Below are 13,334 nucleotides of genomic sequence, written 5' to 3'. Positions count from 1 at the left end.
CAATTCCGTGATCGCGATTTCGACGACGTACGCGCCACCGAGAGTTGTGGAGATTTTTCCCGTCGCAATCTCCGCCCGTGCAACTCTTCTGTAGGAAACTCGACCCGCACATTGATCCGTTGGAACGGAGCCTTTTCCATCCGAGCCGGCGGGCGTCGGATCACGGGGAAGAGGTCAGGGCATGGCTTGGGACGAATGGGAGCAGCTGAAGTCCGACGCTGCCGCCCGCCGGAGCGAAAAGATGCAGCTCAATCAGCTGGCCCCGGAACCCGGCGGCGGTGGCTCCGCGGGCGCCGACCTGGTGGTCAACCAGGACGATCTCGGCGCCGTGGGCCACGAGGCCTTCATCCTCCACGACCACCTCCACACGCAGGCCGACATCGCGGGAGCCGGCGCCGACAAGCACGGCTCGGGATCCACGACGCAGGCCGCGACGGCCCTCAAGGTCAGCAACTTCGAGATGGGGTCGGCCCTCGAGACGACCATCAGTGTCTGGACGACCCAGGTCAAAACGGTCCTTCAGGCGTGCGCGCACATCTCCAACCACCTGGACTACAGCAAGAAGCTGCACGCCCAGGCGACGCGACCATCGCGGTCGACCTCCATCAGCGTGACGGCTCGGCCGTGCCCGTGTCCCGGCTGAACGACCTGCTCAAGTAGGAGGGCGGGCCAGGACACTCAAGTACACGGATCTGACCGAGGTCGACCTCGCGAAACTGGGCGCGTCCGTCGCCGACCGGAAAGCGACCGTCGATCACCTCAAGACCCTGGCGGAGAACGCCAGGACGGGAATGCAGGCGAAATCGGACGGGGCCCGATGGGCCGGCCAGAACGCCGACGTGGTGCGCGTGCTCATCGGCAAGACCACCAAGGAATTCGGGGACCTGCACGGTGAGGCCAACAACATCTTCCAGGTGCTCGACGACGCCCACCAGGAGCTGACGCAGCTCCAGCGCAGCACCAAGAGTCTCGTCTCGGAGGCGATCGGCAAGGGATACCGCGTATTCGACAACGGCGACACCAGCGTTCCCGTCATCGAATACGTCGGACCGGGCGAGCCCCCCAAGGGCGTCCCGGGAAAGGAACTCCAGCACTACGCCGACCAGATCACGGCTTCCTCAGAGAAGTGGGCCAGGACCCGCATGCGTACTCGGCGATCACCGCGGCGCAGCAGGCGTACACGGCGGACGTGGTGAACGGTGTCGTCAACGACCCCACCACGTCGACGACGTCGATGGACGGCCGCGTGCGCGACGCGGTGGCTCCGGGGGCGGCCATCGCGGGCATCATGAGCGACTCGCGCGCGGACGCCATTTACCAGTACCACGCGGCGTCCGACGCGGATTTCAACGAGGCCGCGGCCGACAAGGCGAAGTGAGTGAGCCGCATCCTGGGCATGGGCGTCGACAAGGCGGCCGAGCACGTTCCGATCCTGGGCGCGCCCATCGGGTGGGCGTCGGAGGACATCCAGGAGAGCGTCATGAAGAGCATCGAGCAGGACACGACGACGGAAGCGGAGCACAAGGCCGGCGGCGAGTACTCGCACGGCCGCTCGGAGGCGATCCGCTCGGCCCAGGACGCCGTCGACAACGCCGTGCGCCACAACCCGAATATCGACATGCAGACAGCGGATGACCTGCAACGCGCCGCACGGACCGCAGCCGGCATCAGCCATTCGGACGGAGCACAGTGGAACTCGGAAAGCCATCACTGAGGCCGGCCCGCGGGGTGCGGTTCCTGCCTCTGGCCGCCGTCACCGCCGTGATGGTGGCGGCGGCAGCGGGCTGCGGCGACTCGGCAGAGCGCGAGTACACCGTGCCGTCCTCGCTGTGCGGCATTCACATCAAGGCGGCGACGCTGGCGCCGTTGCTGCCGCCCGGGAAGCACGTGTCCGTCAAACCGGACAACCCGGTCCCCGACGCCATCACGACCTGCGAGGTCGCGGTGGACAAGAAGGTCGTGCTGTCCGTCGAACGAGAGCGACGCGAACCGGGCGCCGCGGCGCGCGACATCGCCGTGGACCAACTCTCCGCCCTCGACCCCAAATCCGCGGCGGCCCGCACGATCGCGTACACGGACTCGGCCGCCGTATCCATCACCCGGTGCACCGCCCAGGACGTGGTCAAGGAGGACATCTCCACGGTCATCAGGGTCTTCGAACCGGGACACAAGGATGAACCGGCGCTCAAGAACTTGATCACGGAATACACGGCGGCGCTGAAGAGGTCTTCGCCTTGCGAAGTGAAATCAGGCTGAATTGTTGAACGCCGCTTCCCCTGCCTTCCCCGTGGTCACGACGGTGAAGATTTCATGGAGGAATGTTCGCCTGCCGGAGAGTGCGCCGGGCCCCCGTGCGGGCAGTGCCTGCGCACGAGCGTCACGACCTCCGGCCGGGCGTCGAGCACGCGTCGGCGAGATGAGAAGATTGCTCCCGAAAGCGCGATACGGGAAGAGCGTTTCGTAACTGACTTAACACATAGGCCAGTTGGTTCGGTTGTACAGGGTGACTACAGTGGTAAAGGCGCGATGAGGGACGCTCGCGCCACCGCGCTCGGGGCGCGGACTGAAGGACCGACGGGGAACGGGGAAGGGGGCACGTCATGCTTCCTGCGGACATGGCGATGGGCGGGGTGTCGGCTGCGGCTGCTGCAGACCTCAAGGTCGGCGCGGGAGTACTCAAGACCTTCAAGCAGCGCGTCGACACGCTGTTGAGCGAGTTCGAGGGCTCGGACGGAGCGCCGTCCAAGGTCGGTGGCCAGCGGATCGCGCCGACCTCCCTGCGTGGCGCGGGTACGAAGTTCCCCGAAGCCGACGGTCTCTACGAGCAGTACAACGTCGTTCACGAACGGCTCACCTCGCTGTCGAAGACGCTCAGCCTCCAGATCGAGGCGATGGGCATCGCCGCGGATGGCGCGGAGGTGGGCTACGACAACCTCGAGGACGAACAGCGACGCCGGTTCTGGGCCATCCAGTCGAAGATCGAGCATGACCAGCATGCTGCGGAGCGCGAGAAGGCTGGCGCACCTGAGCAGCCGCGTAACGACAAGAAGCAGTCGAAGAAGGGATTCGGGCTGTGACTGGCAAGGACGACTGGGACAAGCTGTCCGGCCAGGAACAGAGCAATGTCCAGGTCGGCGTCACCGACATGACTAATCGGATTTCCGAGGTCATCCACGACGCGTTCGGCTTCAGCAGGGTTCGTGCACCCGGTCAGAAGTCGAACTTCGAGGACCACGACCTCAACGACATGATCGACATCGTTGAGAACACGAACCCGTCGGACCTCGAGGGCGCCGGTGAGGCCCTGTGGAAGGCACAGAAGGCCATCTCGGACGCGGCGACCGAACTCCGCGGTCACTTGACGGCAGCCGAGGACGACTGGAAGGGCGAGGCGGGCAAGGCCTTCCAGATCTGGGGCAAGGGACTCGCCGGACACGCGGACGATCTCGCCGACTACGCGAAGGCCGCAGGCGTTCAGATCACGTCCGCGGGCACGGGCCTGGCATCCGTTCGCAGCGCCATGCCGCCCCGGGACAGCCGTCTCGTGCGGAAGTCGGTCGGCGACATTCCGGTGGTTGCGCGGGTCGAGACCAACGACGAGTACACCGCGGCTACGAAGGTTGAGGGCCATCGCCAAGAGGCCATCAACCAGATGAACCGGCTGTCGTCGTACTACGTCGTCTCCGAGGAGTCGCTCAAGGGCCTGGAACCTCCCACGTTCGAGGCGATGCCTAATGTGGGGGTGCCGAAGCCGTCGGGGCGCGGCTCCGCGCCGACCGACTGGTCCGGAAACGAGACGGCCGGCACGACGCAGCGGCATGAGGCAGTGACCGAAGGCGTGGTCGCGCACGAGCGCACGATCGCCCCGCGCACGGATGTCACTACGACGCCCGTCAAGGAAGTCCACGGCGATGTCACCCTCCCCGATCGACCTGTCGGCACGGCAATCGACAGCGTCGACACGCTGCCTCAGCAGACGCCGACGACCCCCGTGACAAGCACCACCAACCCGACCACGACGCCGACAACCGGCCCGCAAGGACTCCCGCTTCCGACCTATGCCCAGGGTGTTCCGAATCCCATGGGCAAGGGTCCTGTGGGGCGGGCGCTCGGTACGACCGGCGTGCCGAGGAATCCGGCGACCGCACAGGGACGAGCCGGAACCCCCGGACCTGCTTCGGCTCGAGGCCTCGGCCAGGGCGGCCCGAACCCGATGGGGCGCCCGAACGCGACCGGCCAGCCGGGTGTCAAGGGCGGCATGCCGGGCGGCCGTCCGACCTCCGGAGTCACCGGAGGAACGCCCAAGCAGAGCGGCACGTCGGCCGGTCGCCAAGGCCTGGGGCCGAGGGGCGCGGGCCGGAGCAACGGCGGCGTCATAGGGGGAAGGCCCACCTCGACCGGTGCGTCCGCAAAGTCGGGTCCCAAGGTGCCGAGAGGCACGGTCATCGGCGGCGAGGGAGCGGCCGGTTCGCGGACCTCGAGCGGCGGGATCAGCCAGCGGGGAGTCATGGGGGCGCCGAGTGTGACGAACGGCGCTGCCAGGAACCAGATGCCGCGCGGTTCCATGGGTAACTCCGATGGCGTGACGGGTGCTCCCGCAGGACGCAACTCCGCCTCTCTCGCGGGCAGGAACGGCTTCACCGCCGGCGGTTCCGGCCTCGTACGAGGTTCCGATGGCAGCCAGAGTTCCGACCAGGAAGAGGGCGATGACGTACAGCGGCCCGACTACCTCGTCGAGGACGAACAGACCCATCTCCCCAAGAAGCCGCAGCGCGATGTGCCCCCGGTGATCGACCAAGCATGAGCGAGGACGTACGAAGCATGAAGTCAGGGACCAGCCGACGCGGCAGATGGACTGTGCCCCTCCTGGGGCGGGTCGGGAGACGCGCGTCCGCGGTGGGCGCAGCGGTTGGCGCTCTTGCCGTCATGTCCACCGGGCTGGCCCCGAGCGCCGTCGCCGACGACGTGCACGCCAAGCAGTGGTACTTGGACGACATGCTGGCTGAGCGGTTGTGGAAGGTGAGCACGGGCAAGGGCATCAAGGTCGCGGTTATCGACTCAGGAGTCAATCCTGCGACGCCTTCCCTGAAGGGTAAGGTTCTGACGGACGATGTTCCCGCTGCCGCATCGTATGGAGCGACACGTGACTACGGCGGTCACGGCACATCCATGGCGGAGCTGATCGCCGGGTCCGGGGCCGGAGGGGGGCTCCAGGGGCTCGCCCCGGGAGCCAGGATCATTCCGGTGCGGACGGTGCTCACCACGTTGACGGACAAGGCCGAGCGCAAGAAGACCGCCTCGATTCCCCGAGCGATCAGGGCTGCTGCCGACTCAGACGCACAGATCATCAGCATGTCCTTCGGTGCCGAGTACCCGGATGCCGAAGAGACAAGCGCGATCAAGTACGCGGCCAAGAAGGGCAAGCTCATGTTTGCCGCGGCTGGGAACTCCGGCGACAAGGACAACTTCATCGGTTTCCCGGCCGCGCTCCCCGAAGTGGTTGGGGTCGGTGCCTCCGATGCGACTGGAACGGTAGGCAAGTTCTCCCAGTCCGGTGACTACATCGATCTGGCGTCGCCGGGTGTGAACGTCCCTACCTGGTGCGACGCGACCTTCAAGCAGTACTGCCAAGGCAAGGGAACAAGTCAGGCCACCGCCATCGCCTCGGCCTCGGCCGCCCTCATCTGGTCGGCGCACCCCAAGTGGACAGCCAGTCAGGTCCTCCGGGTAATGATCGACACTGCCGGTCGTGACTGGCCCAAGAACCAGCCGAGCAAGTATCTCGGATATGGACTGATCAGGCCCGCCCAGAACTTGATCGCCGGCAAGGGGAACCCAGGCGCCCCCGATGTCGATCCGATCACCAACGAAAAGACGTCAGTTGCCGGTTCCACTACCGGCGCTACCCCCTCCGCTTCCGTACCAGCCTCGTCACAGCCCCCGAAATCCACTTCAGGCGGCGAGACCTCGGCGGCAGGATCGACTTCGAAGTCTTCTTCGAACGGCAACGACCAGTTGTGGATCGTCCTCGGAGTCGCGGCTGCGGTGGTGGTGATCGGGGGCGGGGCGTTCGCGGTGGTGCGGACTCGACGCTCCGGCTGAGCGGCAGGTACACGACGTTTGTCGAGTGGGGAAGGTCCATTCCCTGCGAGGCAGCATCCGGAAAGTTCCAGCAGTAATCAGGAGAGGAAGGCCGAACATGGCAGACGGACAGCGGCTCTCAAACGATGAGATGGTTGCGCTCGAGCGCAAGATCGCCGATAAATTCGACAACATCAAGTCCACGGTGCACCGCCTTCAGGGGACGATCGACAGCCTGGAAGGTAACTGGAAGGGCATCGGCGCCAACGCCTTCAACACGAAGCAGCACGAGATCAACACGTCGATGAAGAACATCGGCAACATCCTCGTGAAGTTCCTCGATGCGATGACCGGTACTCGGAAGATCAACGATGAATCCGAGGACCACGTGCGCCAGCAGGTCAACAAGATCAACGTGTACGACGGCGCTCCGAAGTCCACGCTCAGCGGTTACTGATCGCCCCGGTTGTCGCGCGTCAGTAGTTAACGAAACCACGGGAGATGGAGAAGTAGATCATGGGTCTGAACCACGACGAGATGGTCGTCAAGTACGGCGCTCTCGACACCGCGGCCACCGAAATCGGAAACATGGCCAAGCAGCTCGAGGCCGACCTGCAGGAGATCAAGCATCTGGTCGCGGGCACGGTCGCCTACTGGGAGGGCGAAGCCCAGAGCAAGTACGGCGAAGAGCAGCAGAAGTGGGACAAGGAAGCCCGCGACATCCACCAGGCCCTCCAGAGCATCGGCCACGTGGTGCACCAGGCCGGCGGTGACTACATGGGCGGCGACAAGAAGGCCGCCAGCTTCTTCCTGTAGAGCGAAAAGTACGGATGCGGGGTGGGCGCGCGCGGGAGGCGCCCACCCCTTCCTATTGGTCCGACGGGTGGAACATGAAAAATCGGTTCGCGCTCGTCGTTGAAAGGGAAAGCAGTTCATGTCATTCGGACCGGCGCCCTCTCCGTTCACGCAGTCCCTGCGTGCGGCAAAGGATCGCAAAAAGCAGCGCGTGAAGCGGTGGCTGTCCATTTGCGGCGTTCTCGTCGTCGTGACCGGCGTTGGCTCATGGTTTATCTGGGGTGGAAGCCCAGCGGCGAATGACGCTAAGTCGAGCAACGTGCCCAGTTCTGCCCGGCAGGCCCCGGACGAGGTGAGCGAGGCTGATGGAAAGACTCCGGTCAACCCTGAAGCCCGCATGGCAGTCGAGTACAACGACAAGAAGCTGAAGCCGGGCGAAAGCTCCTACCTGCCAGGCAGTTGGGCTACCGCCAAGACTTTCGCCATGGCACAGGAAAGTACACTCACGGGGTACCGATTCAGGCAATGGGACCCTGTCTGGAGCACCAGGTTGAGCGGTGCCATCTGCTCGACGACGCGGCATGTGACAGTCGATGGCCGAACTGCCGTCGTTGCTCAGTCTGGTCGTGGGGGCAAGGCAAACGCCAAGTCCGCATGTAACTCGCTCGTGGTATTCAACGTGAACACCGGCAAGAAAATGTGGGAAGTGACGCTGCCCCACTCCGACGATGCGTACGCGACCAATATGAATGTGACGCTGACGCGAGGCGTCGCCGTGACGGCATGGGGATCGGGTTCGGCCGCGTACGACCTGCGTCAGGGCAAGAAGCTCTGGGAGACTCCAGGCAGGGAAGCCTGCAACGACAGCGGATTCGCGGGCGGACGTGACTTGCTGGCGCTACAGACCTGTGGAAGCAGTGGTGACGACACTTCATACCGCGTCCAGAAGATTGACCGACGTACAGGAAAGCCCGAGTGGACGTACCAGGTGGGTCGGGGTGTCGGGGCAACCTACTTGGTGTCGTCGAATCCACCAGTAATCGCTGTCGCTGCGGGCGCGGACACAGTGACGGACCTCATCGTTCTTGACGCGCACGGCAAGCACAGATCGACGATGGCACTGGGAGTTGACCGCTATGTCACCGACTGTGGCGGTTCGCTTTTCGGGACTGTAGAGTCCTGCGACTCGGTGATTGTGGGGAGTCGTCAGGTATTCGTGGGCGGAAAGGGAGCCATCGAGGACCTCTTCACCGACCGTCCCGCGAACTCGATTACTGCTTTTGACCTGGATTCGGGGAAGCCCGTGCGTAAGTTCAAGTCTAAGGCTCGCCGTCCCATGTATCCCATCCAGACGAGCGGTGACCAACTCCTGGCATTCAGGGCAAGTAACGACGGGCGAGCGCCGGCGGCGGTCGTGAGTATCAACCCGAAGACGGGCGCAGCGCGTCCCTTTCTCCTGTTCGAGATGCCTTCCGAGTCGTTGGCGCTCGGAGAGCCAGAGTCGGCAGACATGACCGTCAGCCACGGACGGGTCTTCTTCCGGCTCAAGGAGATTCTCGCGCCAACCAAGGCCGACGGTTCGGGTCTCGTTCCGGGCGTTGTTGGTTACGAAAGCGCCGGCTAGGAGCGGGGTACTCAGATGTCATCTCCCTACGCTGGGGTGTAGGGAGATGCGGGTGATCAAGCGCGCAGGGCGAGCAGAGGACCGGCAAAGCGGACCCCGTAGCCCGGACTCCTCGGCCCCGCTTTAGTCGTAGGCCTCCTCTACCCCGCGTCCGGCCTCGGCGCGTCCTCCAAATCAAACTCCCCGTCCCGAGCCCCCAGCACGAACGCCGTCCACTCCGCTTCCGTGTACCGCAGCACCGTTTCCGGATCCACCGAAGACCGCATCGCCACCGCGCCGTCCGGCAGATACGCGATCTCTACGCGCTCCTCGTGGTCCTCGGTGCCGGGGGCGCTGTGCCATTCGGCGCCGGAGATGTCGAGCGCGTAGAGCTCGTTCTTCTCCCGCTCCTTGCGCGCCTTGACGTCCTCGTCCTGCTCCTGGGAGACCTGCGCGTCCTGTGCCTCGGCCATGTGGGGCGGCCCCTTCTCGACGTACGAACAAGCTGTCCACTCAGCGTACTTGGAAGTCCGCTGCGGCAGGTGGCCGTCAGAAGACCGGCATGGCCACGGCGTCCCCAGCATTCAGCAGGAAGACCCGATTCCCGGTGGCCGTCATGCGCCATGTGCCGCCGCGAGTGGGCCGGTACGTCCAAGCGGGGTGCCCTGTGCTCCTGTCGAAGGCGGTGACGCCCTTGGCGTTGCCGCCCTCCGCCAGCCACAGTGAAGCGCCCTGGAAGACGGGCGCGGCGAGAGGCGCGGCATCGCCCATTGGCACTGCCAGCCAGGAGTCGTCGTAGTCACCGGTGGCGGTGTCATAGCTCATAAGGCGCGGCTGCGGTGCGCCCCAGTCCTGTGCTGTCATCGCCAGGAGGTCTGTGCCGTCCAGGACCGGAGGTCCGTACGTGCCGGTCTCCCGCCATATCTCCTCCCCGTCCACAAGACCGCGGGCACTCAGGGAGGCTCCGCCCAGGTACACGATCCCTGAGTCGACGAAGGGGCGTAGCGCTCGTCCGTCGCTGGTCTGGCCGGACCGGTGCCAGGCTTCCTTGCCCGTGCCGGACCGCAGGGCCGTCACGCTGCCGTCCTGGCTCGCGACCACCAAGTGCCCCTCTGCAGCCACCGCTTGGGCTGTGGTGTCGACCGGCGCCGCGTACGCAAGCGGCTTGGTCCAGCGGACCTTGTGTCCGTCCGCCGTGGCTACGGCCCGGATCGTGTCGTCGGCGGTGCCGACGTACACCGTGGTCGCGTCGGCGGCGAGTACGCAGGTCGCTCCCGCCGATGCGCTCCACAGCCGTTCGCTCGTGGATGCATCGTGGATGTGTACGTTGCCCTTGCTGTCGGCGGCCGCGAACCGGCCGTTGGCCATCGCCGCGTACTGGGCCGTCGCATCGATGTCGGGGAGGACCCACTTCTCCTTGCCGTCCGTCACCTTCCGTGCGGTCAGGCCCCCGCCCTTGGCCGCGAAGATGACGACATCGCGCAGGACGATCGGTGGCGGCGAGTCCTCGGCGGCGACGGGCAGCGGTCCCCACAGGGGCTTTGGCGCCTTGTCGCTGGAGGACCCGCCCTCGACGGGGGAGGCGAGGAGCTCGGCGGGCGGCGGTGTGGCGCCGGCCTCGGGAAGATCCTCGCCGCGTAGCCACCACGCCGTCGCGCCGCCGCCCGCGAGCAGAACGGCTCCGCCTGTGGCGAGGGAGGCGAGGAAACGGCGGCGGGAAGGGCGGCGCTGGGCGGGGACTCCGACGACGGTTGTGTACTGCTTCGTCTGTGCCTCGTGTTCCTTGATCTCAGCAGCGAGAGCCCCGTGCTTCCATACGCGCTGCGCACCCCGGGGTGGGGCGAAGGCCGCGGCGATCTGCTCGGGCGACGGCCGCAGGGCCGGGTCCTTGGACAGACAGGGACGGATGAGGGGCTGGAGGAGGCCGGGTACCGCTGTGAGATCCGGCTCGCCGTGCACCACCGCGTACTGCAGGGAGGCGACTTGAGGGCCGTCGTACGCCCTGCGGCCCGAGGCCGCGTAAGCGAGCACAGCCCCCAGCGAGAAGACGTCGGCCGCGGGGCTGACGCGCTGTCCGGTGACCTGCTCGGGGGCGCCGTATCCGGGCGTCGCAGGCACCTGGCCGGTCGTGGTCAGGGTCAGCCCGTGCTCGGGGCGGGCGATCCCGAAGTCGATGACACGGGGGCCGGTCGAGGTGAGGACGATGTTGGCGGGCTTGAGGTCGCGGTGGATCAGCCCGGCCGCGTGGATGTCCCGCAGCGTGCCGGCAAGCGAATGAGCCAGTGCGCGCAGGGCCGGCTCTTCGAGCGGGCCGCGCTGGGTGACGGCCTGCTCCAGGGTGGGGCCCGACAGGAACTCCGAAGCGATCCAAGGGCGTCCGCCGTCAAGTTCCGCGGCCAGGACCCTGGCGACGCCCTCGCTCTCCACGGACCGCGCGGTCTGGGCCTCGCGCAGGAAACGCTGCGCCAGATTCGGGTCATGGGCGAGTTCAGGATGCAGGACCTTGACGGCGGTCACGGCACCGACGGAGTCCTGGCCGACGTACACCTTGCCCATCCCGCCTTCGCCGAGCACTCCGAGGAGACGGTAGGGACCGAGCCGGAGCGGGTCGCCGAAGCCGAGCGGGGTCATGAACTGCGCCATCCTTCTTCTGTGGTCTGCCTTCTGTGGTCTGCGCGGTGGGCCGTCGCGGGCTGAGCTTGCGCTATTCCAGTGGCAGGGCGACGAGGGAGCGGTCCGCCACAGCGAAGAGCCGTGCCTTCGCGCGCTGGGCGGTGAGTGAGGTTGCCTTCGCGCGCACGGTCCACGCCGGGGTGCGGCTGCTGAGATCCACTGCGCAGATTCCCGTACCGGAATGCTTGTAGACGCACTTCTTGCCCACGACCGGGGCAACATCGAGGCTGCCCGCAGAGGCGTTCGAGTCCTTCTCCCGCCACAGCAGCTTTCCGGTGGCCGCGTCGACGGCGACGAGCGGACGTGTTGCGTCGGCCTCGACGGCGTACACCACACCGTCCTGTACGACCGGGGCGCCGAACGCCGCGCGGCCGCGGTACGTCCACAGGGTTCGGCCGTTGGTGAGGAGCTGTGCGCGAAGTATCTCCCCACCCCAGAAGACTCGCTTGTCGTCCGTGGCCAACTCGCTGCGTCCGCGGTGCAGTTCGGCCTTGTCGGCCCTGCGCGTCCACGCGGTCGCGCCTGTCACCGCGTCGTACACCGTGACGGCGGGACCGGACCCGGCGTCGCTGGTCACGACGAGTCGGTCACCCGCGGCACGGGCGGCGCTGAAGCGCCGTTCCGACGCAGGGAGGTGTGCGAGCGTCTCGTCCCAGATGTCCTTGCTGGTCGCGAGATCGATGGCGATCAGGCTCCATGACTTGGGGTTCGTGGTTGCCTGACTGCCCCTGTCCGGGGCTGTCTTGACTCCGGCGACGGCGAAGGCCTGCCCGTTGCCCACGGCGAGGAGTTGCTCGTTCTTCAGCCCTCCTGCCCAGCGGTCGAGGAGGATGGCGGAGCCCTGGGTGGAGCCGTCGCGCGGGTTGATCGCCGAGACAGTGAATCCGTACGGGTGTGAATCGACAGGGGCGAGGGCGTACAGCCGCTCGCCGTCCGTGGCGGCGCGCCAAGGGCCCGACGTGTCGGTGGTGTTCCAGGCGTCGTCGCCTGTGTCGGCGCGGAAGCCGCGCACTCCCACCGCGCTGTCCACCACGATGGTGTCACCCACCACCATGGGCGGGGTGTGCCGCGGTGCGGTGGGTGCCTGGAAGGCCGTACGCCAGAGGGCCGCGGGGGCTGCCCTGTCAGGGCCGGAACGGGCCCATGCCCAGGCGCCCGCGCCGGCGGCGGACAGTGCCAGCAAGGAACCTCCGCCGATGAGTAGCTTCCGGCGCGAGGGGTGGACGGAACGCCCGGAGTGGACTGTGGTGTCGTACGCGTGCCCTGAGGAAGCAGGACTGGGCAGCCGGTGGGTAGTGGTTCGCCAGACCTCCGTCGCCCTGCGGCCGATCTCGAGGAGCAGCGGGTCCGGCAGATGGGAGGCGAACTCGCCCTGGGGCCCGGCAAGTTGTTCCCGCAGTTCGGCGGTGGACGGACGCCGGTCCGGGTCCTTGCTCAAGCACATCGCGAGTACCGACGCCAGGGCCGACGGCACTCCCGCCAGATCCGCCTCCGCGTAGCGCACCCGGTACAGCAGGTCCGCCGCCTGACCCGAACCGAAGGGCGCACGGCCTGTGGCCGCGAACACCAGCACGCCCGCAAGGGCGAAGACATCGCCCGCGGCCATGTGTTCGACACCGGTCGCCTGCTCGGGAGACATGAAGGCCGGTGTGCCGGCCGCCGCGCCCGGTCTGGTGAGCCGGTCGTCGCCGATGGCGCGAGCGATACCGAAGTCGATGAGTCGCGGACCGTCGGCAGTGACCATGATGTTGGACGGCTTGAGATCGCGGTGCACGACATCCGAACTGTGCAGCTGGGCGAGTGCCTCGCACAACGCCGCACCCAGCGCGCGTACCGCTGCCTGTGGCAGCGGACCGCTCGTGGTGACGGCCTCGCCCAGCGGCGGTCCGAGCACGTACTCCGTGGCGAGCCAAGGGGTGGCGGCCATGGCGTCCGCGTCGAAGACCTGGGCTCCGTACTGTCCCCCGATCACCCGCGCCGCGTCGATCTCGAGCCGGAAGCGGGTACGGGACTCCGGATCGGCAGCGATCCGGGCGTGCATGGTCTTGAGCGCGGCGGTACGGCCCGACGCCGTACGGGCGAGATAGACGGTGCCCATGCCGCCGCTGCCGAGCCGCGCGACGAGGCGGTATGCGCCGATCTCGGCGGGGTCGTCGTGTGTCAGAGGGGAGAGCATCGGGGG

Annotated in this window: 14 protein-coding genes; 11 read left to right on the top strand and 3 right to left on the bottom strand. The window is 66.8% G+C overall.

The genetic code is table 11. The features are described from left to right. The first annotated feature begins 181 nt into the window (after positions 1 to 181). From OHA58_RS09130 to OHA58_RS09080, 11 genes are all read left to right on the top strand, one after another. Entirely contained in the window at positions 182 to 643 is a 462-nt protein-coding gene (locus tag OHA58_RS09130) for a hypothetical protein (RefSeq protein WP_405478114.1), read from the top strand. A 148-nt stretch (positions 644 to 791) separates the two neighbouring features. Beyond that, on the top strand, positions 792 to 1,196 hold the full coding sequence (locus OHA58_RS09125) for a hypothetical protein (RefSeq protein WP_405478112.1): 405 nt from the start codon (positions 792 to 794) through the stop codon (positions 1,194 to 1,196). Further along, positions 1,190 to 1,378, top strand: coding sequence for a hypothetical protein (locus tag OHA58_RS09120; protein WP_405478110.1), 189 nt, complete (start codon positions 1,190 to 1,192; stop codon positions 1,376 to 1,378). Before OHA58_RS09125 ends, OHA58_RS09120 begins: the two co-directional genes overlap by 7 nt. Continuing rightward, entirely contained in the window at positions 1,379 to 1,714 is a 336-nt protein-coding gene (locus tag OHA58_RS09115) for a hypothetical protein (protein ID WP_405478108.1), read from the top strand. A 14-nt stretch (positions 1,715 to 1,728) separates the two neighbouring features. Beyond that, positions 1,729 to 2,256, top strand: coding sequence for a hypothetical protein (locus OHA58_RS09110; RefSeq protein ID WP_405478107.1), 528 nt, complete (start codon positions 1,729 to 1,731; stop codon positions 2,254 to 2,256). A 344-nt stretch (positions 2,257 to 2,600) separates the two neighbouring features. Beyond that, the gene (locus tag OHA58_RS09105) at positions 2,601 to 3,077 is read left to right on the top strand and encodes a hypothetical protein (RefSeq protein WP_405478105.1); all 477 of its coding nucleotides are present in this window, start codon (positions 2,601 to 2,603) and stop codon (positions 3,075 to 3,077) included. After that, on the top strand, positions 3,074 to 4,804 hold the full coding sequence (locus OHA58_RS09100) for a hypothetical protein (RefSeq protein ID WP_405478104.1): 1,731 nt from the start codon (positions 3,074 to 3,076) through the stop codon (positions 4,802 to 4,804). Before OHA58_RS09105 ends, OHA58_RS09100 begins: the two co-directional genes overlap by 4 nt. 122 nt (positions 4,805 to 4,926) lie before the next feature. Further along, positions 4,927 to 6,102, top strand: coding sequence for a S8 family serine peptidase (locus OHA58_RS09095; protein WP_405478102.1), 1,176 nt, complete (start codon positions 4,927 to 4,929; stop codon positions 6,100 to 6,102). A 97-nt stretch (positions 6,103 to 6,199) separates the two neighbouring features. Next, entirely contained in the window at positions 6,200 to 6,538 is a 339-nt protein-coding gene (locus OHA58_RS09090; RefSeq protein ID WP_405478100.1) for a WXG100 family type VII secretion target, read from the top strand. Positions 6,539 to 6,597: 59 nt separating this feature from the next. Then, positions 6,598 to 6,897, top strand: a complete 300-nt coding sequence (locus OHA58_RS09085) for a WXG100 family type VII secretion target (RefSeq protein ID WP_405478098.1) — start codon at positions 6,598 to 6,600, stop codon at positions 6,895 to 6,897. A gap of 118 nt (positions 6,898 to 7,015) precedes the next feature. Beyond that, positions 7,016 to 8,500 (top strand): PQQ-binding-like beta-propeller repeat protein, encoded by a 1,485-nt coding sequence (locus OHA58_RS09080; RefSeq protein ID WP_405478097.1) that lies wholly within the window; start codon positions 7,016 to 7,018, stop codon positions 8,498 to 8,500. 140 nt (positions 8,501 to 8,640) lie between these two features. On the opposite strand, the gene OHA58_RS09075 is transcribed toward OHA58_RS09080, so the two are convergent. The 3 genes from OHA58_RS09075 to OHA58_RS09065 all read right to left on the bottom strand — a co-directional run bounded on the left by OHA58_RS09075 (position 8,641) and on the right by OHA58_RS09065 (position 13,328). Further along, on the bottom strand, positions 8,641 to 8,952 hold the full coding sequence (locus OHA58_RS09075) for a DUF397 domain-containing protein (protein ID WP_405478096.1): 312 nt from the start codon (positions 8,950 to 8,952) through the stop codon (positions 8,641 to 8,643). A 76-nt stretch (positions 8,953 to 9,028) separates the two neighbouring features. After that, a complete protein-coding gene (locus OHA58_RS09070) occupies positions 9,029 to 11,122 on the bottom strand; it encodes a protein kinase domain-containing protein (protein ID WP_405478094.1) in 2,094 nt (697 codons plus the stop codon). A 61-nt stretch (positions 11,123 to 11,183) separates the two neighbouring features. Beyond that, positions 11,184 to 13,328, bottom strand: coding sequence for a protein kinase domain-containing protein (locus tag OHA58_RS09065; protein WP_405478092.1), 2,145 nt, complete (start codon positions 13,326 to 13,328; stop codon positions 11,184 to 11,186). Between the last annotated feature and the right edge of the window lie 6 nt (positions 13,329 to 13,334).

The organism is Streptomyces sp. NBC_00009 (assembly GCF_045040855.1).
Classification (GTDB): Bacteria; Actinomycetota; Actinomycetes; order Streptomycetales; family Streptomycetaceae; genus Streptomyces; species Streptomyces aureus.
The sequence above is the reverse complement of the archived record's forward strand: the minus strand, read 5'-3'. Positions and strand labels throughout refer to the sequence as shown.